Origin of the sequence: Clostridium sp. (assembly GCF_051656525.1) — a bacterium.
Lineage (GTDB): Bacteria > Bacillota > Clostridia > Clostridiales > Clostridiaceae > Clostridium.
In genome coordinates, this window is sequence record NZ_JBOGCC010000366.1 from 40,501 (window position 1) to 65,492 (window position 24,992).

The window sequence follows — 24,992 nt, forward strand, 5'->3', positions numbered from 1 at the left end:
AACTAAATTAATCTTTTATTTAAAAAAATATTAATATTTGTATTTATAGTTATATATCTTCATTACATATTCTTAAGAAACCTTAAGATTTCTTATTCTTTCCTTAATTAACCTATATATATATTGTTATATATTTCCTGACTATATATACTTTCTTTAAAAGGGTTACTACGAATATGAGGTGATTATTTGACCAAAAAAGATTTTTTAAACAAAATTATATTAGAACTTAAGGACCTTCCTCCAAATGTGGTTTCAGATATTTTATTTGATTATCAAGACTATTTTGAATCAAAGAAAGAAATTTTATCTGAAGAGGAAGCAATATTTGCTTTAGGTTCCATAGAAAATTTAATTACACATTATAAAGAGGAATATTCTCATCTACTAAAAACTAAAAAATTAAGTTTCACACAAGAAATTCCTACAATCTCTGAAAGTTTTATAAATATAAATGAAACTCCTTCAAAATCAGAAATTGAAACAGTTTCAAAAGAAGATATACATGATTATTTTTCTGTAGAAGATACTACAACTATTGATTTCAATATGAAAAATGATTCTGAAGATATAGAAACTATAAAAAAGATTAGTAAAAAAAAGCAAACTAAAAAAGACTCTCTCCCTAAGAAAAAAGTAAATAAAAAAAGCTTTTTGGGATATCTTTTATCTATTCCACTTTTAGCTATAACAATTCCAATTGGATCTTGTTTAGGACTATCCGCAGGTGCATTATATATTTCATCTATTCTTATTGCATTTGCTATTGGTATTTTTATTTTTGGAATGTCTTTAATTCCTTTTGCATTGTCTATATCAGGGATTTGTATTCTATTTGTTAAATCTTTTAGTACAATTATTTTTACATCTGTACCTAGCTTTTTAACAGAGTTTCCAAGTAGCATAATTTTGCTCTTTAGTACATCTTTTTTATTCTTAAGCTTAGGATTATTTTTTTTAGGAATTGCATATGTAAAATCTTTTAAGAAAACAATTTTTTCAATAACAAAGAGCGCTTTAAACTTTATTTTTAAAAAAAGGGGAGGAATTTAAATGAAGCTTACTAATTTATTTAAAAAAAGCTTTTATATAAAATTTGCTTTAGTTTCTTTTCTACTCTCCTTTATATTTTTTCTATTTGCTCTAGGCTCGCTTAGTAGTACAAGTTATAGACTTTCTAATTATTCAGGCGAATTAAAGAAATTATATAACCTTGATTCAGAAACTCTTTTAGATTTTGGATATTGGTTTGCTTCTGGAGATTCTTATGATCATAATCTTATTTATCTTAATGAAACTCCAGTTAATACTATCGACATCAAGGCACCTAATACTAATATTTTAATTGTTGATTCATATGATTTAGATACAATCTCTTATGATTATAATGTTAGAAAACTTAATAGTTTATATCATATTAATACTATTGATTATAAATATTTCAACAATACTAAAACAGCTAAAATTATTATAAATGACTCTTTTAGCGGTGTTTTTTCTCCTGAACTTCGTATTGTAGTTCCTGAAAATTTTAAGGGAAAAATTAAAATTAATGCCTTTAAAGATAATGTTAATATATCTACTGATACAGATATCAAAATAGATATTGTTCAGCCTACTGAAAAAAAATAAGTGGAGATTACCTTTTTGGTAATCCCCACTTTTTTAACTTATAACAACATCTCCATTTAAATAAACTTTCCCTACTATAGGTTTTCCACCTTGAGTTTGATTCATTTGTCCTAATGTATTTATTGTAAAGTTATAGAACGGCTTTCCTGCATTCTTATCCTCAGTTTGTTTATTTTGAGTATCTTTATTGTCTTTAGCATCTTTATTATCTTTACTTGTAGTACCTACTGGTGTTACTACGCCTTGCGATAAAGTGATAAAATCTGTATCTTTATCTGGAACTACTGAATTATCTTTATTTTTACACATGAATATTAAACTACTATCTGAGTTTTTATATTCAAATTTTCCATCTTTTTGAATTTGTTCAACTGGGAAAATATATTTATATTCATTTCCTGTTCCAACTTTTAATGCATTACCAGCAAGTTTTTCAAGCTGTGCATTTCTCTCTGCTAAAACTTTAGTTTCTGCTTCTAACTTAAAGAATACCCCTTGGCTATATATTAATAATCCACCATCACCATTTTGAATTATTTCTTGTGCATAGTTATTGCTTCCACCTACATTTATAAAATATGGTGTACTAGATTTTATTCCTACAGCACTTAAACTTGTATTATATACGCTTTGGAACATACTTTCATTAGTACTATTCACTTCATAGTAAGGCTTATTTATGCTTTCATTACTAAAGTTAACTAAATTAACTGGCTTTGTATCATTATATGTTATTGAGAATTGATCTGGCTGTAATACAATTTTAGAACCAACCATATCATTTTCTAAAGTTTTTAAATCATCACTACTTAATCCAACTGATGATGTTGTTCCGCTTACACCTGTTACTATGTAATCTCCATAAAAACTTTTTAAAACCTGTAAATTCTTTTCTCTTTGCATCTTGTATTGATATGAATTTTTATAATTTGTTCCATCAAGAGCTTTTTCTTTTTCACTTATTGTATTAAAAAATGCTACAACTACACTAATTATAATTATAAGTGCTACAACTATAATCCCTATAATTATTCCCTTTTTCCAACTAATTTTTTTCATAAGAGTCCTACCTTCTCTTCCTAACTTTTAACTATATCCATTATTATATTCTAAATGATAATACTACTTTTATCCATTGTATTTATTACTTTTTGCCTAAAATTTAGATTTTATTTAAATAAATTTGTATTTTTCCCTTTCGAAAAGATTAATTTTACACTTGTTCCATTTTCTTCTGATGATATTTTTATTCCAATATTTAGCTTATCACAAAGCTTTTTACAAATATAAAGGCCCATTCCTGTTGATTTACCAAATATTCTTCCATTTTTCCCAGTATATCCTTTTAAAAATACCTTTTTTAAATCTTCTTTTCTAATTCCAACTCCATTATCTTTTATTAATAATTCAACACTATTTTCTTTCTCTATACCTTCTAATAAAATTTCACCTTCATTCTTAGTATATTTTAATGAATTTCCTATTATCTGATTCAAAATAAATTCTAACCACTTTTTATCACAGAATATATTTAAATCTAAATTTTTCAAATCTACTCTTATTCTTTTTAAAATAAAATCCATAGAATTGTTTTTTAATACTTTCCCTACCACTTCCTGTAGTTTTAAATTTACTATTCTATAATCCTCATTTGCCTCATCTATTTTTGAATAATATAACACTTGCTCAATCATCTTATCTATTTTTTTCAGTTCATTGTCTATCCTTTTCACTTCCCTTGAATCACTATTATCAATAATAAGCTTTGTAGCCGCTATGGGAGTTTTAATCTCATGTACCCACATATCAATATACTCTTTATATTCCTCTGTCTTTTTTCTATATGCTTTAACTCTTTCATGCATCTCTTTATTACATTCCTTAAGACCTTCATATATAATTTCACCTTCTATAAAATTAGGCTTATTTACAATCTCACATACTAAATACTTTTCTTCTAACTCCTCTACAGTTTCCTTAATATCTTTATAAAACTTCCCAACTTTAAAATATTCTATAATCATATAGGAAATTATCGGTAAAAACCAAATTATAAAAATTAAAAATAAAATTCCTGAACCTACAGAAACAAGACTTAATAGTAATACTACTAAAAAATATAAAAATAAATTTATTCCTAAAAAAAGACTTCTATCCTTAAAATATCTTCCTATACTCATTGCATAATATACCCAAGCCCTCTTTTAGTTTCAATAATATTAATAAGACCAACCTCTAACAATTTTTTTCTTATTCTAGTGATGTTAACTGACAAAGTATTATCATCAACAAAATAATCAGAGTCCCATAAATATTTCATTAAATCTTCTCTTGAAACTATTTTTTCTTTATTCTTCATAAGATAAGTAATTATTTTAATCTCATTTTTAGTTAAATCAATTTCATTATCATTATAAGTAATTACACCTTTTTCTAAATTAAGCTTCATTCCTCTATGCTCTAAAACACTGCTTTTTTCTGCTTTACCCATACCACTTCTTATTAAAAGCCTTTCAATTCTAGCTAATAATACTTGAATATTATATGGCTTAGTCACAAAATCATCGGCACCAATATTAATACTCATAAGTTCATCCATGTCACTATTTCTGCTAGTAACCATAATTATAGGCATTTGACTAAACTTTCTAATTTCACGACAAATATGATATCCATCAAAATAAGGTAAATTTATATCTAACAATAATAAATCTACATCTTTTTTCTTTATCTCATCTAATATATTCTCAAAATCAGTAAGTTGAATGCCTTCATATCCATATCTTCCTATAGTTTTAACTATTTCATTTCTAATATTTAAATCATCTTCTACTATTCCAATTTTCTTCATTATATAAACACCTTTCCTTTTTCATAATTATATCAATATTTTCCCCTCTCTTAAAGCTATGATATAATTTACATTAAGCTAAATATAGGAGGAATTAAAAAATGACTATTATTTCTATAGAAAATATAGATTCAGAAAAAATTGAACAAACATTAAGAGCTAGTTTAAAGAAATTTACCAAACATCTAATAGCCTATTTTATTCTAATAATACTTTCTTGTGTATTATTTCTATTAAAATTAACAGCAAACGAAACAGTTTCATCTATTCTTATAGTAATAGACTTCTTTGCACTACTTCTTTTATATGATACATTTAGAGATATTTTATCAATTTCTAACGGATTAAAAAATCCAAAGCTTATAAAAAAATATGAGGGAAAACTCACTCTAAAAAAAGAAAAAACTCCTTTATATTTTATAAACAACAAACAACTTCCCAAACTAAAGGCTTCTGATAAATCAGAATTAAAACATCATTTAGACAAAAATTTAGAGTTGTACTTTATAAATAATCGTTTAATCTTCATAAACCTTTGAGGAATTAAAAGCTAATCATTAAGAATTGATGAAAAACTCACTTGAGCGAGTTTTGGAAATACAAAAAAATTGGTAAAGCCAATTTTTTTTATTTCTCACCTAATTTATTAACTATTCACTAAACCATTTTCTAACGATAAAATTTACCTCCAGGTAAATTTTGAGTTTTCCCAAGAATCGCTTGCGATTCCCACTAATTCTAAATTTTAAATTTTTCACTCTAAAATTTAAAAAAGCCACTCACTCTTTAAAAGTAAGGTTCTAAAAGATACCTTCTTCAAAGTGAATAGCTTTTCATTATAGTATTTATCTAAATTACTTTTTTATATTCATTCATATATTCTTTCCAGTCATTTCCTGAAACTTTTACTAATACATCATTTTTATTTCTTTTTGCTTCTCTATTATATCTATAAAAATATGCTTCTTCTACTTCATCATTTGATAGTATAATTTTAACAATTTCTCTTAAGTATTCGCAGTTCTCATCTCCATCTACATATCCTTCTAGATGATCTAATATTTCTAAATTTTTTTCAAAGTCTTTTATTGTCATAAGTTCACCAATAATCCATTCATCACCTTTTATAACTGCTGGATAGCCTTTATTTTCTATATGAAATAATTCACCTTTTATTTTTCCCTCTTCTACTTTTTCAACTTTTCCTTTTAATAATCTATCATAATTGAACATATTTTCTCTTAAACTTCCATAAACAAAAACTTTCTTTAACATATAGCTCCACCTACTTCTTTAATATCGTTCTCATAAATTGTACATGCTTCTATGGCTAATTCAATGCCTTTTACAATTTCATCCAAAGACATATATGGTACATTCCTCTTTCCAATAGCTTGAATTGTTGCACATGGAATATGAATAAATCCTGCCTTTATATTGGTATACTTTTTTTGTGCTAGATATAATACACCATACATTACATGGTTACAAACAAACGTGCCTGCTGTATTTGATATTTCACTTGGTACTCCATGTTTATTTAAATGGTCTACCATTCCCTTTATTGGTAATGTAGTAAAGTAAGCTGCCTCTCCATCTTTCCTTATAACTTCGTCAATTGGTTGATTACCTTCATTATCTTTTATTCTAAAATCATTTAAATTAATAGCTACTCTCTCAGGTGTAATTCCAAATCTTCCAGTTGCTTGACCTATAGATATAACCACATCTGGTTTATGCTCTTCTATGCTTTTTTCAATGACTTCTAAAGATTTCTCCATAACCGTTGGAATAATAACCTTAATAACCTCTGCTCCATTAATCTCATCTCTTACTCTTAAAACAGCCTCCTGTGCTGGATTAATCTTCTCTCCTCCAAATGGATCAAACCCCGTAACTAAAACTTTCATAATAAACTTCCTCCTAAGTTAAAATCTATCCAAACCTTAATTTCTACTTTCTTAACCTTTACTTTTTAATTCTAATCCTTAACTCTTAATTAAAAAGCCAAGAAATACATTGCAAATATGTGTACCACTAAAAGTATTATTGCTGTTATTGATTGATGCTTAATAACTGAATACTGATTTTTACATTCTAATAATGCTGCTGGTACTATGTTAAAATTCGCTGCCATTGGAGTTAATAATGTTCCACAGTAACCCGCTGTTAATGCTAATGCTCCAACTATAACTGGATTTCCTCCCTGCATAAGTACAAATGGTACTCCTATTCCTGCAGTAATTACTGAGAATGCTGCAAATCCATTACCCATTATCATTGTGAATATTGCCATTCCAAGTACATATGCTACTACTCCAAAGAATCTATTATCTGTTGGAACTACTCCTGATATTCCATCTGCTATAACTTGTCCCACTCCTGCTTGTGTAAATAAAGCTCCAAGTGCTACTAATAATTGTGGTAACATTGCCGTTGGTCCCATTTGATGTAATAATTTTGCTCCATCATTTACTGCCTCTTTAGGCTTTGCCTTAGTTATAAAGAATGCTGCTATTAATGCAACTATAGCTCCTGCCCCTATTGCAAACTGAGATGAGTTCTTTAAATCTGAGAATAACATCGAAATAATAACAGCTACAAATGCTAACACCAATGATGGTATGAATATTTTATTCTTTATCTTTAATGATGATTTTGCTGACTTCTCTTCTGATGCTTCATCATATTTAGCAAAAACTACTTTCTTAGATAATGTTAGAAGACTCGATAATACTAATATTCCTCCAACTATATGAGATGGTAATACTTTTCCAAATATAAACGGTATTGCAATTAGTGTCCAAAATAATGCTGTTCCATATTTTTTCTGTCCATGTTTTATTGTTGTGAAGGATTTATATGCAATCACTAACATTAATAATCCCATTACCACGTAAAAGCTTTCTAAAGTTACATTTATGAAGTTTTGCATTTAACTTCCTCCTTTTTCTTTGCATATTTTCTTTGTAATTTCTTATCATATAATCTATTCTGTATCAATGATATTAAAAATGCTATAATAGCCATTACTATACTTGCCTTTGCTATTTGTAATCCTGATACACTATATCCAAATTCAGTTAATGTACTTGCTATTAATAAAACTCCTGAACTTCCTGCAAAAAGATTTTGTCCAAAGAAGTTTCCATAGTTCTCTGATGCTGCTGCAAGTGCTTTTATCTTTTCTTCATCATCTTCATCAATTTTCCCAAACTTACTTTCTGCTGCTGCTTGAGCCATTGGATTTACTAATGGTCTTACAAATTGAGGATGTCCACTTATTCTGATTGAAAGTGCTCCCATTATTTGTCTAATAAATGTATAAGCTGACAAAACTCCACCAGTTGTAAGTTTACCTAAATTCTTTATTAATTGAATTGCTCTTTGTTTCAATCCATATCTTTCTAATATTCCTATTACAGGTAAAGTTAGTATAAATAATGATACAGCTCTATTTGCTACAAAAGATTCTCCTAAAACTGATAATATCTCATTTATACTCATCCCAGCTACAAGCCCTGTGGAAACTCCTGCAAGTAGTACTGTAAATAACGTTTCTACCTTAAATGTAAATCCTAATATTACAATGGCTATACCAATTAATTTAATCATAACTTTATTTCCCTTCTTTCTTATGTTTACTTTCGCTTTTTCTTCTTGTTTCAATTTTATAATACTTTATTCAAAAATGCAACACATTTTTAACACTTTATTAATATTTATGTCGATTAATAATATAAATAAAACAAATAAACCATATCAATTTTTGATATGGTTTCTTTATTTACAATCTATATTACAATTAATTCTTTAAAATTCTTCTCTCATATATTTAATAGCTTTCATTGTTTTTTCTCTATTTTTTATATACTCTTCATAATTTTCTTTTATAACCTCTGCATAAATAATCTCAACAAGAAATAATTGAGTAAATTTTGATAAGGTTACACTTTTCTCAAATTTTGTTTCATTTGCTACATATCCTAAATTAATATCTGAATTCTTCTCTAATGTATTATTTGTATTCTCAGTTATTGATATAATTTTTGCCTTATTTCTTTTTGCAATTTCACATACTTTTATTACTTCATGCGTTTCACCTGTATGTGAAAATATAACTACCAAATCACCTCTTGTCATTAATGCTGCAAGCATACTCATAGTATGTGCATCAGTTGATGATTCGCTTTTTAATCCAATTCTCATAAACTTATATCCTGTTTGTGTTGCTACTATACCGGAATCACCTATTCCAAAAAAGAATATTCTTTTTGCTTCTAATATTAATTCTTTTATCTCAAGTACTTTCTCTTCTTCTAATATTTTTATACTCTCTTGCATTGCCTTTATATTATTAACATATATTTTTTCTGCTACTTCTTTTACTGATTCACCACCTTCTATTTTTATATTTACTCTATTCACCTTATTTTCTTTAAATATGTAATTTGCTATATTTCTTTTTAATTCTTGATATCCACCAAACCCCATTTTTCTTGAAAATCTTGTTATTGTTGCTTCCCCAATATTTAATTTATTTGCTAACTCTGAAATTGATTTATCTACACATTCTTTTGGATTTTCATTTATAAAATTTATCAAAATTAAATCATTTTTACTTGGCCTAAATTCTTGAACTTTTATTCTATCAATAATATTCATGTCTATCCCTATCCTTATTATTTTTATTAACATTTTTTATACATAATATATTTTTAATATTGTGCATAAAAAATGTTACATCCTTATAATATACTAAAATATTTTTAAATTAAAGGATATAACATTTCTAAATTTTTATTCTATCTCTTTTAATTTGTATATAGCACCTAAAACACCTGCCATATTCCCTGCTTCAGAAAAAACAACTTCAATACTTTTAAATATTGTCCCTCTTGTTTTTTCTAATATATACATCTCTAATATTGGCTTTATATATTCCCTTTGCTCCATAATTCCACCACCTAAAATGAAAATATCTGGAGCTATTACATAATTAATATTAACAATCAACATTGCTATATTTTTTAATATATGATTAATTGCCTTTATACAAACTTCATCGCCCTCTATTGCTTTATTAAAAATATATTTTCCATCTACAATCTCTTCATCTATTTCATCTTTCACCATCTTTACTAATGCTGTCGTAGATGCTATATTCTGTATCTCTTCCTCAAATATATGCATATACCCAACTTCTCCAGCACTATTATGCTTACCATATATCAACTTTTTATTTATTATACATGCTCCACCTATTCCAGTTCCAACAGTTAAACAAAATATATTTTCTTTTCCTCTCCCCGCTCCCTTCCATAACTCACCTAAAGCTGCAGAATTAACATCATTTTCTACAATACATGTTAAATTATATTTCTCCAAAATATGCTTTTTTAACTCAGTACCTGTATAGTTAGGAATACTTGCTCCTGCATATATTATTTTTCCATTCTCTACATCTACAACACCTGCTGTTGATATACCAATCCCATTTATTTGATATTTTTCTAAAGCTATTTGAATAATTTTATCTATATCATTTAATATAAAATTATTATTCTCAATTATTGTAGTTTTAACCTTTCCATGAAATAATACATTCCCATTTATATCTGTGATGCCATATTTTATATTGGTTCCTCCAATATCAATTCCCAAATAAAACACTTTCATCATCTCCTAAAATAATTTAGCTTTTAATACTACTTTTTCTACATGATTACATTCTGAACTTGGTTTTAATAATACTTTATGTGCATCCTCTGGATAAAATACAGCAAAATCTCCTTTCTTTAAATTTATAAAGAATTGTTCCTTTCCTTCATATTTAATAAAGTCTTCCTCTTCATTAAAGTTTACTAACTTTAAATTTTCTTTTAAATTATATCCAATCTTCTCATCTCCCTCTAAAATAATATGCAAATCTAGGTACTCCTTATGTCCTTCAAAAAAACCATCTTCACTTAAATCTTTTGACTGCCTATTTAAAAAAATAATATCTCCATATATATTATTTTTTCCAATAGGTAGATTTAATAAGTCTTCACTCTTTGCTATTTCTATTAAATATACTATTTTTTCATCTACATTTTTAAGATTATTTATATTTCCAAATATCATTTTAACTCTTCCTCCAATACTTTAATTATTTCTTTAAATATAATTTTATGCCCCTCTTTCGTTGGATGAGCCTTATCACTTAAAAAGCCTTTAATTTCATTAAATCTCGTAAAATCTATATAGATAGCACTACACTCTTCTGCAAATTTTTTTAGTTTTTTTGACGTACTCACACGATCTTTACTCCAGCAAAAATCTAATATAATTAATCTCGGTTTAAATTTTTCTATTAACTCCTTACATCTATCTATATACTTTTCTACATTTTCACATTTATTGTATCCTAATGAAAATATCACTATATTAGAATCTAATATCTGATTTAAAACTTCATCATTCAAATTAGATATTCTCAATCCACTACGAGAATAATTATTTATTACTGGCATATTTTTTTCTTCAATTAAATAGATTCCTGAAAATACATTCTTTCCTTCTATATTTATAATATTTATACTTTCAATTTTTTCATTTCTTTCATTCTCAATTTCAACTAAAAAATCTTCTCTAGAGTCAATATTCACTATATTTTCTTTTATAAGAACATTTTCCTCTCCTATCAATAGAACTTTTATCTTTCCAAACTTTGTTTTACTTCTCAATTTCAAGTATATTTTACTAAATTCTTTTTTTAATAAAAAACTTCCCTTACAGCTACTAGTATTTTCATTCATTTCAATATCATAAAATCCAATAGTACTATTCTCTTCTTTTGTATCACATTCCTTACTCTTAAATATTATTAATTCGTTATATATACCTTTCTCATTTGAAATAGGAGATAGACAATTTATAAATCCATAATTTTTTGTATCTAAATCACTCATAAACTTTTGTTTTAAAAGTGCTACCCAAGAATCTTCATAAATCTTCTCTACATTCGCTCCATGCGATATACTATCTCCTAATATATTCATACTAACAAATCCTAATTTATCTTTTTTTAAAAAGAATTCCTTTTTAAATATTATTTTATCTGATGTACTTTTCATATATCTCTTTTGTCCTTACTTTCATCTCCTCATTTTGGCTTCTCATTGGTTTTTTACAATATCCTGCATCAATACCTTGTAATGATAATAATCCTTTTAATGTTTGGTATAGTCCATTATCTAATACCTCACTAATAAAATCATTTACTTCATGTTGTAATTTTAATGCCTCAGTAATTTTTCCTTCTTTTGCTAAGTAAAATAATTCTCTTGATTTTTTTCCATTAACATTGAATGTTGATCCAATAGCACCATCAACTCCTAGAACAATTGCTGGTAACATCATCTCATCAAATCCTGAAAAAATAAGTTTATCAGGATATGTTCTTCTTATTCTTTCTAATAAATAAAAATCATTTGCAGTAAATTTCACTCCTATAATTTTCTTATTTTCAAAAAGTTCCCCAAATTGTTCAACACTCATATTTACTCCAGTTAAAAATGGAATAGAATAAATTATCATCTTATTATCTACTGAGTTTATTATTGTATTATAATAATCCTTTATTTCTTCAAACGTAAATTTATAATAAAATGGTGTTACTGCTGAAATTGCATCATATCCTAAGTCAGTTACAAATTTTGCAAGTTCTATTGATTCTTCAATATTTAAAGATCCAACTTGAGCAATTAATTTAACTTGTCCTTTATTCTCTCTTGCTGCAATTTCAAATATTCTTTTTTTTGTGTCTGTTGAAAGCATAAAATTTTCTCCTGTACTACCTCCAACATATAACCCATCAATTTTACATACATCAATATTGTGTCTAATAATTTGTCTAAGCCCTTCTTCATTTAAACTTCCATCTTCTTTAAATGATACTAATAATGCTGAATAAATTCCTTTCATTTTAAAACACCTTCCTTATTTTTCTTTAATTATTTCTTTAACAAATCGTTCTGTTATCTCCTGTGGTCTAGTTATTGCTCCTCCAACAACTGCACAGAATGCTCCATTTTTTAATACTCTTTTCAATTGCTCTGGATAATGTATTTTTCCTTCTGCTATAACAGGAATTTTCAAAATTTTTGATAATTCTTCTATAAGTTTATAGTTTGGTCCATCTATAAACTCACTATAATTTGTATATCCTGCTAAAGTTGTTGAAACACAATCTACTCCTAATCTCTCCGCCTCTATGCCTTCATCTAACGTAGATATATCAGCCATAACTATCCTATTATTTTTTTTTATCAATTCTATTAAATCCTTTACATTTTCATTATTAGGTCTTTTTCTTTCTGTCATATCTAATGCTATTATCTCACATTTAGTTTTTATTAATTCCTCTACCTCTTTTTTGGTAGGTGTTATATATATCTCTGAGTCTTCATATTTCTTTTTAATTATACCAATTATAGGCATATCTATTACTTTTTTTATTTCTTCTATATCTTCTATCCCTTGGGCTCTAATTCCAGATGCTCCTCCTTCTTTTGCAGCAATAGCCATCCTAGTCATTATATATGAACTATGTAGTGGTTCATCTTTTAATGCTTGGCATGATACTATCAATTTTCCTTCTAGACTTTTTAAAATATTATCCATTTCTCTCCCTCCTTTCACTTTATAGCTTTATTATAAGATTTATTTTTTCATTTTTCAATATTATTTTCATTTTTTGAAATTAATTTTTATTTTTTTATTATTAATGAAAAATATTTTATTTTAACAGTTTATTTTTTGCATTTTGATTTTTTTATTTCTATAATTAAATCATAAAGTAAACGTTAACAAAAGAAGGAGGTTTTTTAAATGAAATCATATTCCCCTATTAACTACATTATTATTGTTGTTTATTTACTTGCTGTTTTTGCTATTGGATTAAGTTTTTCCCGAAAAAAACAAGGTGGTAAAACATTTTTCAAAGGTAATGATGGTACTATACCTTGGTGGGTTGCTGGAGTTAGTTTAGTTGTTACTTTATTAAGTCCTATATCATTCTTAACCCTAGCTGGTAAATCTTTTATGACTGACTGGGAAGCTTGGCTTGGACAACTTGGTATTTTCATTGCCGTTCCCTTAACTATAATCTGGTTCTTACCAGTTTATAAAAGAATGAAATTAGATACTGCATATGAATATTTAGAAAGACGTTTTGATAGAAAACTTCGTTTTTTAGGTAGTTCAATGTTTATTATCTTTCAGATAGTTAGAAATGCAATCATAATGTATTTGCCTGCTATCGCTTTAGCATTTATAACTCATATGAATATTGATGTCTTAATCCTGATATTTGGGGTAATTGCTGTTATTTATTCTGCTTTCGGAGGTCTAAAAGCTGTTTTATGGACAGATTTTATACAAGGTATTGTTCTTACTGCTGGTGTACTTTTTGTTGTGTTCTATTTAATATTCTCTGTAAAAGGTGGTTTCTCTCAAATAATTTCCACTGGAATCGCTAGTCATAAATTTTTAAATACTTCTCAAATGATGTCTGTAAGTATTTTTAAAAATGGTTTACCTATCGTTATAGTTGGTGCTGGTTTATCTACTCTTGCCTCTTATATTTCAAGCCAAGATATGGTTCAACGTTACATCACAACAGATGATTTAGGTAAAATGAAAAAAATGACTTATTTAAATGGTATTATGTCTATTATTGTTGCTTCTTTATTTTTCTTTGTTGGTACTGGAATGTTTGTATTTTATAAACAAAATCCACATCTATTAATTGCTGCTCATGCAACTGAAGATAAAATTTTTGCAAGTTTTATTGTTAACCAATTACCAATAGGTATTTCTGGTTTACTTATTGCAGCACTTTTTGCAGTAGGTCAATCTAGTCTTTCTTCTGGTATTAATGGTATAGCTTCAACATGGACTTTAGATTTAGCTAAATCATTAAAAACAAATTTCACTGACGAACAAGCTACTAGATATGGTAAAATTTTATCTTTTGCTGTAGGTGCATTCTCTATCATTCTTGCTATAGTTTTTGCTAATTCTCATATAGAGTCCATGTTCAATTTCTTTAATGGATTTGTTGGAATTATTTTAGGATTAGTTGGTGGTCTATTTGGTTTAGGAATACTTACTAAAAAAGCTAATACTAAGGGTGCTATTGTAGGATTTATTGTCTCTTTAGTACTATCCGTTTATATAAACTATTTTACTAAAGTAGATTTTTGGGCATATTCAATTATAAACATTCTAACTGTCATCGTTGTTGGTTATATAGCTAGTTTCTTCTTTAAAGATAATAAAGCTACTCAACGTGAAGATTTAAATAAAATCACTATATATGGCTCATTAAAGAAAAATAAAGTTAATTCATCAAATTAACTTTATGAATATAAAAGAGTCCGTCTTAAAGGCGGACTCTTTTATATATTTATCATACTTATATTATTCCTCAGTTATTACTAACTCTTCTTTAGTTTTAAACTTTTCTAATTTTATTCTTGCAAATTCTTTATCTTCTTCGCTGAATTCATTTTTATATTTCTCGCTTAATATTAATGTTTCTATTGTTAAATCTTCTCTTCCTACTTTTATAAGTTCTTCAACATTTTCTGTATCTTCATTACTTCTTACTATTTCTTTTAGTGATAAAAGTGCTCCCTTACTATTAATCATTTGAAACATTTTATCAAATTTAAAACCTGGCATTAGTCCCGCTTCTCTACAAACTTCTATGATATCGTTATACAATTCAAACAAATTTCCCCACTCCTTCATTTTAATACTTATAGTTTATATCCTTTTTATTCTATTTATTCTTGTAATTATAATTTATTTTTTTGAACATATGGTTACATAATAATGTCTTTATAGTGTCTTTCTTGATTTATTTAAAAATCATTCACAGTATCTACTTCTTTGTTTAATATTATTAACTTATATAATCATTTATATTACGAAATACTATTACATATTACTGTAATTTTTTTAAGGAGGTATTTTTATGAAAGTTAGAAAAACTTTTACTTGTCCATTAGAACTTTGTTTTGACATTATCCGTGGTAAATGGAAACCTATTATTATATGGAGACTTCGCTGTGGTAATACATCACCATCTCAACTTCAAAGAGATATTAAAGGTATCACTCAAAAAATGCTTTTAGAGCAATTAAAAGAACTTATTGAAGCTAAAATCATTAATAAAATTGTTTATCCTGGCTATCCTCTTAGAGTTGAATACTTTTTAACTTCTAGAGGAAAAGAAATATTAGAAGCATTAAAAATAATGCAAAAAGTAGGAACTGAATTCTTAAATGAATTAAAATAATTTTCAATTTAATAAATTAAAGTGGTATTTTTTTAATTCACTCATTATTTCATTGTTTTTATAATACTTTTTTTATTATTTAAGATTATTTTTGTTAAAACAATTTATTTTTACAATTTATGCATTTTTAGTTTTCTTTTTATTCATATTAAAGATGTATTATATAATAAGGACAAATGTATTTTATAGGAAGACATTTTTATATGTTCGTTAATAATAGATACGATTGATTAAAAATTTTAGGAGGAAACCTTATGTCAAATGAAAAAAATACTAAGTATAGTATATCTTTTTTCAGCTTTTTAGTTATGATTTTTCTAACTGTTTATGGGCTACCAAATGGTGAACAAGTTTATTACCAAATGGGATATGCAGCAATTACATACTTAGTAATAGCCGTTATCATATTTTTTATACCTTATTCATTTATTGTTGCTGAAATGAGTTCAGCTTTTAAACATAAAAAAGGTGGAATATTTTCTTGGATGTCTGAATCTGTAAATGAAGGTTTTAGTTTAGTTGGAACTTTCATTTGGTATGGATCATTCGTTGTTATGTGGTTCTCAGCTTCATCTATATGTATTGCAATTTCTGTTGCAATCTTTGGAGTAGATACAACCTCAACATGGCATTTCTTGGGATTTAATGCACCTGAAACACTAGCTATCGTTGGTGCTATATATATGATAGTAGCGGCTTTAATTACTACTAGAGGATTAAAAAGATTATCGTTTCTTTCTAATATATCAATTGTAACAGTTATTGTTTCACATATTTTAATATTAGGTGGTGGTATCCTTTTATTTGCTTTATCAGGATTTAAGCCAGCTCAAGGATTTGATTTTACAAATATACATTCTTATTTTTATGGACCAAACCCTAGCTATTCATCATTTTTACCAGCACTTGGATTCTTAGTATTTGCTGTTTGTATCTTTGCTGGAATGGAAAATAGTGGTGGTCTTGTTGACCAAGTAAAAAATGGTAAGAAAAATGTACCTAGAGCAATTTTTGTTGCTACAGTACTTATTACAGTACTTTATATAGGAACTGTTTTAATTTTAGGTTTTGTTTGTAACTGGAATGCAACTTTCAATTCCTCTAAAGTTAACCTTGCCAATTTCAGTATTTATATAGTTCAACAAGAATTCTTTAGGCTTGGTACTTTACTTGGATTATCGCCATCACAAGCATTAGGACTTGGTGAATGGATTAATAGAATTACAACTATAATCGGATTAATTGGATTAACTTCTATCCCATTAAGACTTTATACACCAATCAAGCACATGTTCGAAGGTCTACCAAAAGGAATGTTACCTGAAAAACTTCAAAAAGTAAATAAACATGGAATGCCTGTTTATGCAATTCTTTTACAAACTGTAATAGTTGTATTCTTTGTTTTACTTTTAGGATTTGGTGGTGGAAATGTATCTGAGTTATTTAATAAAATGACTCTTATGACATTCGTTGCTAGTACTGTTCCAATATCATTTGTTGTTTTTGCTTATATTAAATTTAAAATGAATGACAATATCAAAAAGGAGTATACTTTCTTTGGTAAAAAGACAGGTATCGTATTTGCATCAATTTGTTTCGTTGTAGTAACTTTTGTAAACATATATTCTATGATTGAACCTGCATTAACCGGCAGTATTTCTAGCAGTCTATGGGTTGCAGGTGGTCCTGTATTCTTTGGATTGATTGCTTTTATTCTTTATAAACGTTATAAACGAAGAAAAGAAAAAGGATTAATTAGTGATGAAGTTGATATCACTGAAATTGATATAGTTGAATAAAGGATGCCTTAATGGCATCCTTTTTTTATTTAATATATAACTTTTCATTTTTATCTAACGTCTTATCTATATAAATTTTATACCATATAATATATACAATTATAGTCCATATCTTTCTACTATAATCTACCCTTGTTTTTTTATGTAATCTTAAAAGTTTTAATGCCTCTTTTGTATCTATTTCTTTTACTGGATTACCTTCTATAATCTCTTTTGCCCAATCATAAAGTTCATTTTTAAACCATAGTCTTAAAGGAACAGGATATCCTAATTTTTTCTTTTGATACACTTCTTCAGGTAATATTCCTTTAAAAGCTTCTCTTAACATATATTTTGTTGTAAACCCATTTATTTTATCTTCTCTTTCTAATTTAGATGCTACTTTAAATACTTCTTTATCTAAGAATGGTACTCTAAGCTCTAAAGAGTGTGCCATAGACATTCTATCCGCTTTTGCTAAAATATCTCCAACAAGCCATGTATTTATATCTATAAACTGTCTTTTAGCTACATTATCTAGTAGTTTTACTTTCTCAAAATATTCTCTTGTAATTTTCTCTGATTTTAAATTTCTATCATAATTTTTTATTATTCTAGACTTTTCTCTATCTTTAAATATTCTTGCATTTCCTACATATCTCTTTTCTAAATCCGTACAACCTCTTTCGATAAAGTTTTTTCCTTTAATATTATTAGGTACTATCCTTATACTTGCTAGCATTACCTTTTTTATCCCTTTTGGAATCTTCTTAAATATCTTTAATGAATTATCCTCAGTATAAATATTATATCCACCAAAAAACTCATCAGAGCCTTCTCCTGATAAAACAACTTTAAACTTTCCACTTACTTCTTTGCATATATGATATAGTGGAATTATTGATGGATCTGCTATTGGTGAATCCATATGATAAATTATTTTAGGTAACTCTTCTATAAAATCTTTACAACTTAACTTTACCTCTTTAAAGCTTATATTAAACTTCTCTGCAAATCTTTTAGCATAAGGTGTTTCATCATACCCTTCAACATCAAATCCTATGCTATATGCAGTTATATTTTTATTTAACTTCCATGCTAAATATGTTGTTATAGATGAATCTATTCCACTTGATAAAAAAGTTGCAACTGGTACATCTGCTATCATATGCTTCCTTACTGAATCATCTAAAACCTTATATATCTCCTTTTTTAAACTCTCTTTATTCTTCTTATGTTTGGGTGATAATTTTACTTCACCATATCTTTTTACTTTTAACTTACCTTTTTCTTTTATTAATACACATCCTGGCATTAATAATTTTATCTCTTTAAATAAAGTTTTTTCTCCTGGTATGTATTGAACTGTAAGATAATTATTTATTTCTTCTTTACTATATGTAAGTTTCTTATTTAATTTAACTAAAGCTTTTAACTCTGATGATATCCAAACTTCCTCTTCATCTTCTAAATAATAAAGTGGCTTTATTCCAAATATATCTCGATATGCTAATAATCTATCTCTTCCTATATCATATAATACAATTGAAAACATACCTCTTAAATGCTTTATAAACTCTCCCCCATACTTTTCATACATAGCACTTATTACTTCTATCTCAGAATTTGTTTTAAATTTTCTCCCTTCTTTTCTTAACCTCTTTTTTAATTCTAAATAATTATATATTTCTCCATTAAAAACTATTATATATTTATCTTTATATAAAAAAGGTTGTGCTCCACCTTTTATATCTACTATGCTAAGCCTTCTAAACCCAAATATTACCTTTTCAGTTTTTGCTATCTTAAAATCATCTGGTCCTCTATGAATAAGCTTCTCAGATGCTTCACGTACCTTATCTTCATCTTCTTTTAAAATTGTATTCTTAAATAAAGTTATAAAACCACACATAAAAAATTCCCTCCACAACTTTGATATTCAACCTTATTATTCTCAAATTTCCATAATTTATACATTGTTTCTATACTTCTCTATAAAAAAAAACCCGCCTAAGCGAGTTTCCTAAAAATTTTAATTTTCAATTTAATACATATCAACTCTATTTTCGCCTTTATATCTAGCAAAACCACCTTTTATATTAATAGTATTATAACCCATAGCATTTAACTCATCACATGTTCTAAAGCTTCTAGCTCCAGAATGACAAAGAATATAATACTCGTCTCCCTCATTTAAATATTCCTCTGGATATTGAAGAAGTTCAAGCATTGGAACATGCTTAGCATCTGCTAAAGTCCCTGATAGCATTATCTCTCCTTTATCTCTTATATCTATTATTTTTACGTTATCTATAATTTTGTCTATATTATTAATATCTACCTCTTTAACAACTGAACTTACTACTTCTGACATATTTTCTTCCTCCATGTATATATACTAAAGATTCAGATGTAGTTAACACTCCACATGAATCAAGTCTCATTTTATTTTATAACAATTATTCTCTCTTTGCAAAGTAATAAAGCACTCTTAAAATAGATAAGAGTGCTTCACTGTTAAATAAATAGATTAGATGTACTTTCTTCTGCTTCTCCTAGATAGTATCCTACTCCACCATATTCAATACCATTCATTAATTCTTCTTCCTTAATTCCCATTACATCCATAGACATTGTACATGCTACTATTTTAATTCCACTATCTATTGCATTTTGAATAAGCTCTTCTAATGATTTTACATTTTTCTTTTTCATTATTCCTCTAATCATCTTAGAACCCATTCCTCCCATATTCATTCTAGAAAGACCAAGCTTTTTACTTCCTCTTGGCATCATACGCCCAAACATTTTTTCTATTGGACTCTTACTTACACTTATTTTCTCATTTTTTCTTAAAATATTAAGTCCCCAGAATGTAAAGAACATAGTTACATCTTTGCCCATAGCCTTCGCTCCATTAGCTATTATAAAAGCAGCTATTGCTTTATCTAAATCTCCACTAAATACAACCATTGTTTGACCATTTTTCTCTTCTCTTGTAACACCTATTTCATTAATTTTTTTTTCCTTATTTCCTTTTAATATAGTTGCATTTACTATACCCTTATCCTTCTGTACATCTATTACTGTATTCCCTGTTCTCTTTGCCCATGCTTTTACATCTTTAAAAAATCCTACATCTGATGCACTTGCTTTTAATATATCACCATCTTGTAAGTCATTCATATATCTGTTAACTTCCATTAATGGACCAGGACAACACATTCCTTGAAGGTCTACCTCCTTTATATTTCCTTTAGGCTTTTTTTCTTCTTCACTCACTGCACATTCCTTTCCATCATCTTTAAAGTCAAAACTTTCTGCTTTATACCCAAATGTTTTATATGCTTTATATCCGCCTGATAGATTTCTTACATTGAATCCATTATTTCTTAAAATTCTTTCACCAATCCATCCTCTTACACCAACAGCACAATAAATTACTATATCCTTACTTTTGTCAAGCTCTCCAACTCTATCTCTCAATGTATTCAATGCTATATGAACAGCTCCATCAATCATTCCATTTTGAACTTCTATATCTTCTCTTACATCAACTAATATAGTATGCTCTTTATCTAAGTCTTTAAGTTCTTCTACTTGAATTAAAGAACTTAATCCTTTTTCTTCATTATCCGCAATAAATCCAGCCATATTTGCAGGCGATTTTGCTGAAAGATATGGTGGTGCATATGCAAGTTCTAACTCTCTTAAATCTTCCATAGTTCCTTTTAATTTTATAACTGTACTAACTACATCTATAAACTTATCTACACCTTCTACACCTACACATTGTGCACCTAACACTTTATTATCCTCTTCTCCATATAGAACCTTTATAGAAAGCCCTGTAGCACCTGGATAATATCCTGCATGTGTCATTGGATATAAATAAATTTTTTTATATTTAATTCCTTTATTCTTTAATGTTCTTTCATTATTTCCAGTACTTGCACCTGTCATACTAAATGCTTTTATTATTGAAGTTCCAAGAGATCCTTTATATATACTTTCAAGACCTGCTATATTATCAGCAATTATTCTTCCTTGTCTATTTGCAGGTCCTGCAAGCGGCATAAACGCTATATCTCCATTTACTATATCTTTAACAGCTACTGCATCTCCTCCTGCATATACTCCATCCTTATTAGTTTTCATAAACTTATTTACTAAAATATGCCCTCTATCACCAAGTTCAATTCCTGATTCTTTTAAGAATTCTGTATCAGGCATTACTCCAATTGCTGAAACTACAATATCTCCTTCAATCTCTTTTCCACTCTCTAATTTTACAGTTATCTTTTCACCTTTTTCAATAAACTCTACAACTCTATCATTTAAAGTTATACTAACATTATTATCATTCATTTCCATTTCTAAAAGTTCTGATATTTCTGAATCAAAAGGCCCTAAAATATGTGGTGCTGCTTCAACTAAATTTACATTGATATTTCTATGTGTTAAGTTTTCTGCTACCTCAACACCTACATATCCTCCACCTATAACAATTGCACTTTTAACTTTATCATTATCTACTTCAGCCTTTATTTTATCCATATCATTAATAGTTCTTAATGTATAAATTTTTTCACTCTCTATTCCCTTAATATCTGGTCTTATTGGTTTTGCTCCTGGTGCTAATACTAAATAATCATATTGTTCTTCATATTCTTCACCATTTTCTTTTCTTACAACAATTTTTTTATTTTCTGTATCAATTTTTATTACATTACTTTTAACTCTAACATCAATTCTAAATCTATCCATTAACTTTTCTGGTGTTTGTAAAATTAACTTATCACGTGTTTTTATTACTTCACCTATATGATATGGAAGACCACAATTTGCAAAAGATATATAATCACCTTTTTCAAACATTACTATATCTAAATCTTCTCTTAATCGTCTAAGTCTTGCTGCTGTACTTGCACCAGTTGCAACTCCGCCTACAATTAAAACTTTCTCTCTACTCATCTTACTATCTCCTTTTTATATCTTATTATTTACAAAATTTATTTTTCTACTCAATAATTAATATATTCAAATATTACGATATAGTTTCTATTTTGTCAAATTACAGTGCCTAAATTTAATCTAGGCACTATCTCTATACTTTTAATATCTCTATATCTCTAATAAATCTATTATTTTTTCTACTCTATCATCTATTACCTTATAATTTATCTCAAGTCCATGTCTTTCACCTTCTATTACTTTAGCTGCTCTAAGCTTTTGTAAATGCTGTGATATTGTTGATTGAGGCATATTTAAACAGTTTTGCATAAAACTAACATTACACTCACCCTTAGCAAGCAATCCTCTAACTATACAAAGTCTAACTGGGTGAGCTAGTACTTTTAAAAATTCTGCAACATCATTTAAATTTTTATAATCATTATCCATTTTCTCCACCTTTACCTTTTATCTATATACAGTTTCTTCTTTGCTTTTATACAAACAAGTTTCAACACCATTATTTTCTATTCCTTTTCCCCAAGCTGTAGTATTAGTCATAGCACTATACTTAAGCTGTTCTATATTTGAATATTTAAATATATTTTTATTTTTAAAGTAGTAGTGGACTCCTATCCCTAAAACTATTATTACTATTATTAATAGTTTAAAAAAGACTTTTTCTCTTTGCATCTTTTTCCCCCTATTTTGCCCCTTTTCCTTTGCATTATATACTATTCCCTATAATAATATATATCTATAGTCTAATATTCTATTATAATATTTGTCAATTCTATATATTTAATTCCATATGAAGAACAACCTTATCTTCTCCATCATAATTTCTAATAAACTCTGATGATTCCTTAAATCCTAGCTTCTTATATAACGCCTTTGCTCTCTCATTAGTTTTAAATAAATCTAATGTTATCTCTTTTTCTTTTATAGTATTTTTCAACTCATCTATTCCCACTTCTAATAACTTTTTCCCTATTCCATGCCCTGCATAAGCATTTCCTACATACAAAAATGATACCTCATTTTCATTTAAACAAATAAATCCTGCTATAATTCCATCTACTTCTGCTACTATATTTTTTCCTTTTTTGAACTTCTCAAACTTAGGCTTATCTTTTTCAAATTCAATAACATTACCTAAATTAGCCGTTGCAAGTTCTCTTCTTCTACCATCTATATATAATTCCTTTATTCTCTCTAAATCATTTTCAGTATATAGTCTTATTTCCATCTATTCCACATCCTTCCTGTATTATATAGTAAAAGCTACCTTAAATTAAAAAATTAATTTTAAGATAGCACTTTTTTACTTTTTCTTCATTTTATAAAGATTAACCATATTTATTATGACAATAAGTCCATTTGATATTGCAACTGGATATGCCTTTATTATAATTCCGTATATAACAAATACTATACATCCAATTGAATTTACAATTCTAAGTTTTGTCATTGATGTAAAAAGTAATGATACTACTATTAGGGCTGAAGCTATATATCCTATCCAATTTATTATTTCACTCCACACTCTATAAGTCACCTCTTCCATTATTTTATCTAAATGTTTACATCAAGTATTATACATTATATTGCTAACTTATAAAAATCCTTTTATTACCTATAAATTCATATTAATCTTTAATTTTTATTTATTTGTTTCATTTTTTATTTTTTTAAAAATAAATATTAAACTATCTTCTTTTATTATTTTAGCAAAACTTCTTAATGAAGCTTTGCTATTTAATAATAGTATAACAAATTCAATTTTTTCATTTGTTACAAAAAAGTAATCTTTAATATAACTTTTTAAGAACTATATAACCTTTAGCCTTTCAAGACATTCTAAAAAGATTCCTTTGTCTATAGCTTTTGCCCATATTCCATCTGAAAATCTTTCCATTCTTAAAAAATATGTTAAAACAGTTCCTATTTCTTTTTCATTTAATTCACTTATTTTTGCTAAATCTATCTTCTCCATATTTGTACTATATGAATAATCTACCATATCTGTCTTTGTAAATTCATCTAAGAAATTTAAAACATTTATATTATAATCATAATACCTAATTATCATAGAACCATCAATTGGCGTTTTCAACTCATAGTAATCTCTCTTTCCTTCCTTAAAATAATCCAAATACTTCAATAGCTTTTTCTTATTTCCCATCCCAGTTCCCTCTTCTTTCAATTTATTACCATTAATTTTACTATATATTGCCAATAATTTCAATATTTGATAGCTATATTCTTATATTATTCCAATTTAAAAGTTCTGATACTTATTTTTTTAAATATCTTCAGGGAAAAGAAGGATTTTTTTCATTTTTATAGAATTTACTATTTAAAGAATATACTTTGGGTCTTTAAAATATCAACTACTACTCGTGTTTTAAAACTCTAATAGGTATAT

General features: G+C 27.1%; 28 protein-coding genes. 6 read left to right on the top strand and 22 right to left on the bottom strand.

What is annotated here, in order from left to right; genetic code table 11:
- Positions 1-189: 189 nt before the first annotated feature.
- Together ACRDDY_RS17920 and ACRDDY_RS17925 are read left to right on the top strand one after the other, a co-directional pair.
- A complete protein-coding gene (locus tag ACRDDY_RS17920; RefSeq protein ID WP_438566290.1) occupies positions 190-1,053 on the top strand; it encodes a hypothetical protein in 864 nt (287 codons plus the stop codon).
- On the top strand, positions 1,054-1,632 hold the full coding sequence (locus ACRDDY_RS17925; protein ID WP_438566291.1) for a hypothetical protein: 579 nt from the start codon (positions 1,054-1,056) through the stop codon (positions 1,630-1,632). It begins immediately after the preceding gene.
- 33 nt (positions 1,633-1,665) lie between these two features.
- Here ACRDDY_RS17925 and ACRDDY_RS17930 read toward each other — a convergent pair whose 3' ends face one another.
- The 3 genes from ACRDDY_RS17930 to ACRDDY_RS17940 form a co-directional block, all read right to left on the bottom strand.
- The gene (locus tag ACRDDY_RS17930) at positions 1,666-2,691 is read right to left on the bottom strand and encodes a hypothetical protein (protein ID WP_438566292.1); all 1,026 of its coding nucleotides are present in this window, start codon (positions 2,689-2,691) and stop codon (positions 1,666-1,668) included.
- A 110-nt stretch (positions 2,692-2,801) separates the two neighbouring features.
- A complete protein-coding gene (locus tag ACRDDY_RS17935; RefSeq protein ID WP_438566293.1) occupies positions 2,802-3,812 on the bottom strand; it encodes a sensor histidine kinase in 1,011 nt (336 codons plus the stop codon).
- On the bottom strand, positions 3,809-4,483 hold the full coding sequence (locus ACRDDY_RS17940; RefSeq protein ID WP_438566294.1) for a response regulator transcription factor: 675 nt from the start codon (positions 4,481-4,483) through the stop codon (positions 3,809-3,811). The genes ACRDDY_RS17935 and ACRDDY_RS17940 overlap by 4 nt, the downstream gene beginning before the upstream one ends.
- 101 nt (positions 4,484-4,584) lie before the next feature.
- On the opposite strand from ACRDDY_RS17940, the gene ACRDDY_RS17945 reads away from it, so the two are divergent.
- Positions 4,585-5,022, top strand: coding sequence for a hypothetical protein (locus tag ACRDDY_RS17945; protein WP_438566295.1), 438 nt, complete (start codon positions 4,585-4,587; stop codon positions 5,020-5,022).
- 310 nt (positions 5,023-5,332) lie between these two features.
- On the opposite strand, the gene ACRDDY_RS17950 is transcribed toward ACRDDY_RS17945, so the two are convergent.
- The 10 genes from ACRDDY_RS17950 to ACRDDY_RS17995 all read right to left on the bottom strand — a co-directional run bounded on the left by ACRDDY_RS17950 (position 5,333) and on the right by ACRDDY_RS17995 (position 13,150).
- Positions 5,333-5,758, bottom strand: coding sequence for a gamma-glutamylcyclotransferase family protein (locus tag ACRDDY_RS17950; RefSeq protein ID WP_438566296.1), 426 nt, complete (start codon positions 5,756-5,758; stop codon positions 5,333-5,335).
- Positions 5,752-6,393 (bottom strand): pyroglutamyl-peptidase I, encoded by a 642-nt coding sequence (pcp, locus tag ACRDDY_RS17955; protein ID WP_438566297.1) that lies wholly within the window; start codon positions 6,391-6,393, stop codon positions 5,752-5,754. The genes ACRDDY_RS17950 and pcp overlap by 7 nt, the downstream gene beginning before the upstream one ends.
- 89 nt (positions 6,394-6,482) lie before the next feature.
- Complete coding sequence (locus ACRDDY_RS17960) at positions 6,483-7,418, bottom strand: DUF979 domain-containing protein (RefSeq protein ID WP_438566298.1); 936 nt, start codon at positions 7,416-7,418, stop codon at positions 6,483-6,485.
- Complete coding sequence (locus ACRDDY_RS17965) at positions 7,403-8,095, bottom strand: DUF969 domain-containing protein (protein ID WP_438566325.1); 693 nt, start codon at positions 8,093-8,095, stop codon at positions 7,403-7,405. The genes ACRDDY_RS17960 and ACRDDY_RS17965 overlap by 16 nt, the downstream gene beginning before the upstream one ends.
- 201 nt (positions 8,096-8,296) lie before the next feature.
- Positions 8,297-9,148, bottom strand: a complete 852-nt coding sequence (locus tag ACRDDY_RS17970) for a MurR/RpiR family transcriptional regulator (RefSeq protein WP_438566299.1) — start codon at positions 9,146-9,148, stop codon at positions 8,297-8,299.
- 135 nt (positions 9,149-9,283) lie between these two features.
- Entirely contained in the window at positions 9,284-10,156 is an 873-nt protein-coding gene (locus ACRDDY_RS17975) for an ROK family protein (RefSeq protein ID WP_438566300.1), read from the bottom strand.
- 12 nt (positions 10,157-10,168) lie between these two features.
- Positions 10,169-10,609, bottom strand: coding sequence for a YhcH/YjgK/YiaL family protein (locus ACRDDY_RS17980; protein ID WP_438566301.1), 441 nt, complete (start codon positions 10,607-10,609; stop codon positions 10,169-10,171).
- The gene (locus ACRDDY_RS17985; protein WP_438566302.1) at positions 10,606-11,601 is read right to left on the bottom strand and encodes a hypothetical protein; all 996 of its coding nucleotides are present in this window, start codon (positions 11,599-11,601) and stop codon (positions 10,606-10,608) included. The genes ACRDDY_RS17980 and ACRDDY_RS17985 overlap by 4 nt, the downstream gene beginning before the upstream one ends.
- Positions 11,582-12,451, bottom strand: a complete 870-nt coding sequence (locus ACRDDY_RS17990; protein ID WP_438566303.1) for an N-acetylneuraminate lyase — start codon at positions 12,449-12,451, stop codon at positions 11,582-11,584. The genes ACRDDY_RS17985 and ACRDDY_RS17990 overlap by 20 nt, the downstream gene beginning before the upstream one ends.
- 15 nt (positions 12,452-12,466) lie before the next feature.
- Positions 12,467-13,150 carry an N-acetylmannosamine-6-phosphate 2-epimerase gene (locus ACRDDY_RS17995; protein WP_438566304.1) on the bottom strand — a complete coding sequence of 228 codons (684 nt, stop codon included), beginning with the start codon at positions 13,148-13,150 and terminating at the stop codon, positions 12,467-12,469.
- 207 nt (positions 13,151-13,357) lie between these two features.
- On the opposite strand from ACRDDY_RS17995, the gene ACRDDY_RS18000 reads away from it, so the two are divergent.
- The gene (locus ACRDDY_RS18000) at positions 13,358-14,887 is read left to right on the top strand and encodes a sodium:solute symporter (protein WP_438566305.1); all 1,530 of its coding nucleotides are present in this window, start codon (positions 13,358-13,360) and stop codon (positions 14,885-14,887) included.
- Positions 14,888-14,950: 63 nt separating this feature from the next.
- Here ACRDDY_RS18000 and ACRDDY_RS18005 read toward each other — a convergent pair whose 3' ends face one another.
- The gene (locus tag ACRDDY_RS18005; protein ID WP_438566306.1) at positions 14,951-15,265 is read right to left on the bottom strand and encodes a hypothetical protein; all 315 of its coding nucleotides are present in this window, start codon (positions 15,263-15,265) and stop codon (positions 14,951-14,953) included.
- Positions 15,266-15,509: 244 nt separating this feature from the next.
- On the opposite strand from ACRDDY_RS18005, the gene ACRDDY_RS18010 reads away from it, so the two are divergent.
- A complete protein-coding gene (locus ACRDDY_RS18010) occupies positions 15,510-15,833 on the top strand; it encodes a winged helix-turn-helix transcriptional regulator (RefSeq protein WP_438566307.1) in 324 nt (107 codons plus the stop codon).
- A 254-nt stretch (positions 15,834-16,087) separates the two neighbouring features.
- The gene (gene yjeM, locus ACRDDY_RS18015; protein WP_438566308.1) at positions 16,088-17,632 is read left to right on the top strand and encodes a glutamate/gamma-aminobutyrate family transporter YjeM; all 1,545 of its coding nucleotides are present in this window, start codon (positions 16,088-16,090) and stop codon (positions 17,630-17,632) included.
- Positions 17,633-17,657: 25 nt separating this feature from the next.
- Here yjeM and asnB read toward each other — a convergent pair whose 3' ends face one another.
- The 8 genes from asnB to ACRDDY_RS18055 form a co-directional block, all read right to left on the bottom strand.
- Positions 17,658-19,523 carry an asparagine synthase (glutamine-hydrolyzing) gene (asnB, locus tag ACRDDY_RS18020; RefSeq protein WP_438566309.1) on the bottom strand — a complete coding sequence of 622 codons (1,866 nt, stop codon included), beginning with the start codon at positions 19,521-19,523 and terminating at the stop codon, positions 17,658-17,660.
- Positions 19,524-19,655: 132 nt separating this feature from the next.
- Positions 19,656-19,985: a rhodanese-like domain-containing protein gene (locus ACRDDY_RS18025; protein ID WP_438566310.1), complete on the bottom strand. Its 330-nt coding sequence runs from the start codon at positions 19,983-19,985 to the stop codon at positions 19,656-19,658.
- A gap of 143 nt (positions 19,986-20,128) precedes the next feature.
- The gene (locus tag ACRDDY_RS18030; RefSeq protein ID WP_438566311.1) at positions 20,129-22,585 is read right to left on the bottom strand and encodes a DsrE/DsrF/DrsH-like family protein; all 2,457 of its coding nucleotides are present in this window, start codon (positions 22,583-22,585) and stop codon (positions 20,129-20,131) included.
- Between the two features lie 150 nt (positions 22,586-22,735).
- Positions 22,736-23,014: an ArsR/SmtB family transcription factor gene (locus tag ACRDDY_RS18035; protein WP_438566312.1), complete on the bottom strand. Its 279-nt coding sequence runs from the start codon at positions 23,012-23,014 to the stop codon at positions 22,736-22,738.
- Positions 23,015-23,032: 18 nt separating this feature from the next.
- Positions 23,033-23,257: a hypothetical protein gene (locus tag ACRDDY_RS18040; RefSeq protein ID WP_438566313.1), complete on the bottom strand. Its 225-nt coding sequence runs from the start codon at positions 23,255-23,257 to the stop codon at positions 23,033-23,035.
- A gap of 100 nt (positions 23,258-23,357) precedes the next feature.
- Positions 23,358-23,813, bottom strand: coding sequence for a GNAT family N-acetyltransferase (locus ACRDDY_RS18045; RefSeq protein WP_438566314.1), 456 nt, complete (start codon positions 23,811-23,813; stop codon positions 23,358-23,360).
- Between the two features lie 75 nt (positions 23,814-23,888).
- Complete coding sequence (locus ACRDDY_RS18050) at positions 23,889-24,110, bottom strand: YgjV family protein (protein WP_438566315.1); 222 nt, start codon at positions 24,108-24,110, stop codon at positions 23,889-23,891.
- A 285-nt stretch (positions 24,111-24,395) separates the two neighbouring features.
- Positions 24,396-24,749 carry a DUF6508 domain-containing protein gene (locus tag ACRDDY_RS18055; RefSeq protein WP_438566316.1) on the bottom strand — a complete coding sequence of 118 codons (354 nt, stop codon included), beginning with the start codon at positions 24,747-24,749 and terminating at the stop codon, positions 24,396-24,398.
- Between the last annotated feature and the right edge of the window lie 243 nt (positions 24,750-24,992).

Coding starts and splice junctions, on each gene's coding strand:
- ACRDDY_RS17925 (WP_438566291.1), top strand. CDS start 1,054: ATGAAGCTTACTAATTTATTTAAAAAAAGCTTTTATATAAAATTTGCT.
- ACRDDY_RS17930 (WP_438566292.1), bottom strand. CDS start 2,691: ATGAAAAAAATTAGTTGGAAAAAGGGAATAATTATAGGGATTATAGTT.
- ACRDDY_RS17935 (WP_438566293.1), bottom strand. CDS start 3,812: ATGAGTATAGGAAGATATTTTAAGGATAGAAGTCTTTTTTTAGGAATA.
- ACRDDY_RS17940 (WP_438566294.1), bottom strand. CDS start 4,483: ATGAAGAAAATTGGAATAGTAGAAGATGATTTAAATATTAGAAATGAA.
- ACRDDY_RS17945 (WP_438566295.1), top strand. CDS start 4,585: ATGACTATTATTTCTATAGAAAATATAGATTCAGAAAAAATTGAACAA.
- ACRDDY_RS17950 (WP_438566296.1), bottom strand. CDS start 5,758: ATGTTAAAGAAAGTTTTTGTTTATGGAAGTTTAAGAGAAAATATGTTC.
- pcp (WP_438566297.1), bottom strand. CDS start 6,393: ATGAAAGTTTTAGTTACGGGGTTTGATCCATTTGGAGGAGAGAAGATT.
- ACRDDY_RS17960 (WP_438566298.1), bottom strand. CDS start 7,418: ATGCAAAACTTCATAAATGTAACTTTAGAAAGCTTTTACGTGGTAATG.
- ACRDDY_RS17970 (WP_438566299.1), bottom strand. CDS start 9,148: ATGAATATTATTGATAGAATAAAAGTTCAAGAATTTAGGCCAAGTAAA.
- ACRDDY_RS17980 (WP_438566301.1), bottom strand. CDS start 10,609: ATGATATTTGGAAATATAAATAATCTTAAAAATGTAGATGAAAAAATA.
- ACRDDY_RS17985 (WP_438566302.1), bottom strand. CDS start 11,601: ATGAAAAGTACATCAGATAAAATAATATTTAAAAAGGAATTCTTTTTA.
- ACRDDY_RS17990 (WP_438566303.1), bottom strand. CDS start 12,451: ATGAAAGGAATTTATTCAGCATTATTAGTATCATTTAAAGAAGATGGA.
- ACRDDY_RS17995 (WP_438566304.1), bottom strand. CDS start 13,150: ATGGATAATATTTTAAAAAGTCTAGAAGGAAAATTGATAGTATCATGC.
- ACRDDY_RS18000 (WP_438566305.1), top strand. CDS start 13,358: ATGAAATCATATTCCCCTATTAACTACATTATTATTGTTGTTTATTTA.
- ACRDDY_RS18010 (WP_438566307.1), top strand. CDS start 15,510: ATGAAAGTTAGAAAAACTTTTACTTGTCCATTAGAACTTTGTTTTGAC.
- yjeM (WP_438566308.1), top strand. CDS start 16,088: ATGTCAAATGAAAAAAATACTAAGTATAGTATATCTTTTTTCAGCTTT.
- asnB (WP_438566309.1), bottom strand. CDS start 19,523: ATGTGTGGTTTTATAACTTTATTTAAGAATACAATTTTAAAAGAAGAT.
- ACRDDY_RS18025 (WP_438566310.1), bottom strand. CDS start 19,985: ATGTCAGAAGTAGTAAGTTCAGTTGTTAAAGAGGTAGATATTAATAAT.
- ACRDDY_RS18030 (WP_438566311.1), bottom strand. CDS start 22,585: ATGAGTAGAGAGAAAGTTTTAATTGTAGGCGGAGTTGCAACTGGTGCA.
- ACRDDY_RS18035 (WP_438566312.1), bottom strand. CDS start 23,014: ATGGATAATGATTATAAAAATTTAAATGATGTTGCAGAATTTTTAAAA.
- ACRDDY_RS18040 (WP_438566313.1), bottom strand. CDS start 23,257: ATGCAAAGAGAAAAAGTCTTTTTTAAACTATTAATAATAGTAATAATA.
- ACRDDY_RS18045 (WP_438566314.1), bottom strand. CDS start 23,813: ATGGAAATAAGACTATATACTGAAAATGATTTAGAGAGAATAAAGGAA.
- ACRDDY_RS18055 (WP_438566316.1), bottom strand. CDS start 24,749: ATGGGAAATAAGAAAAAGCTATTGAAGTATTTGGATTATTTTAAGGAA.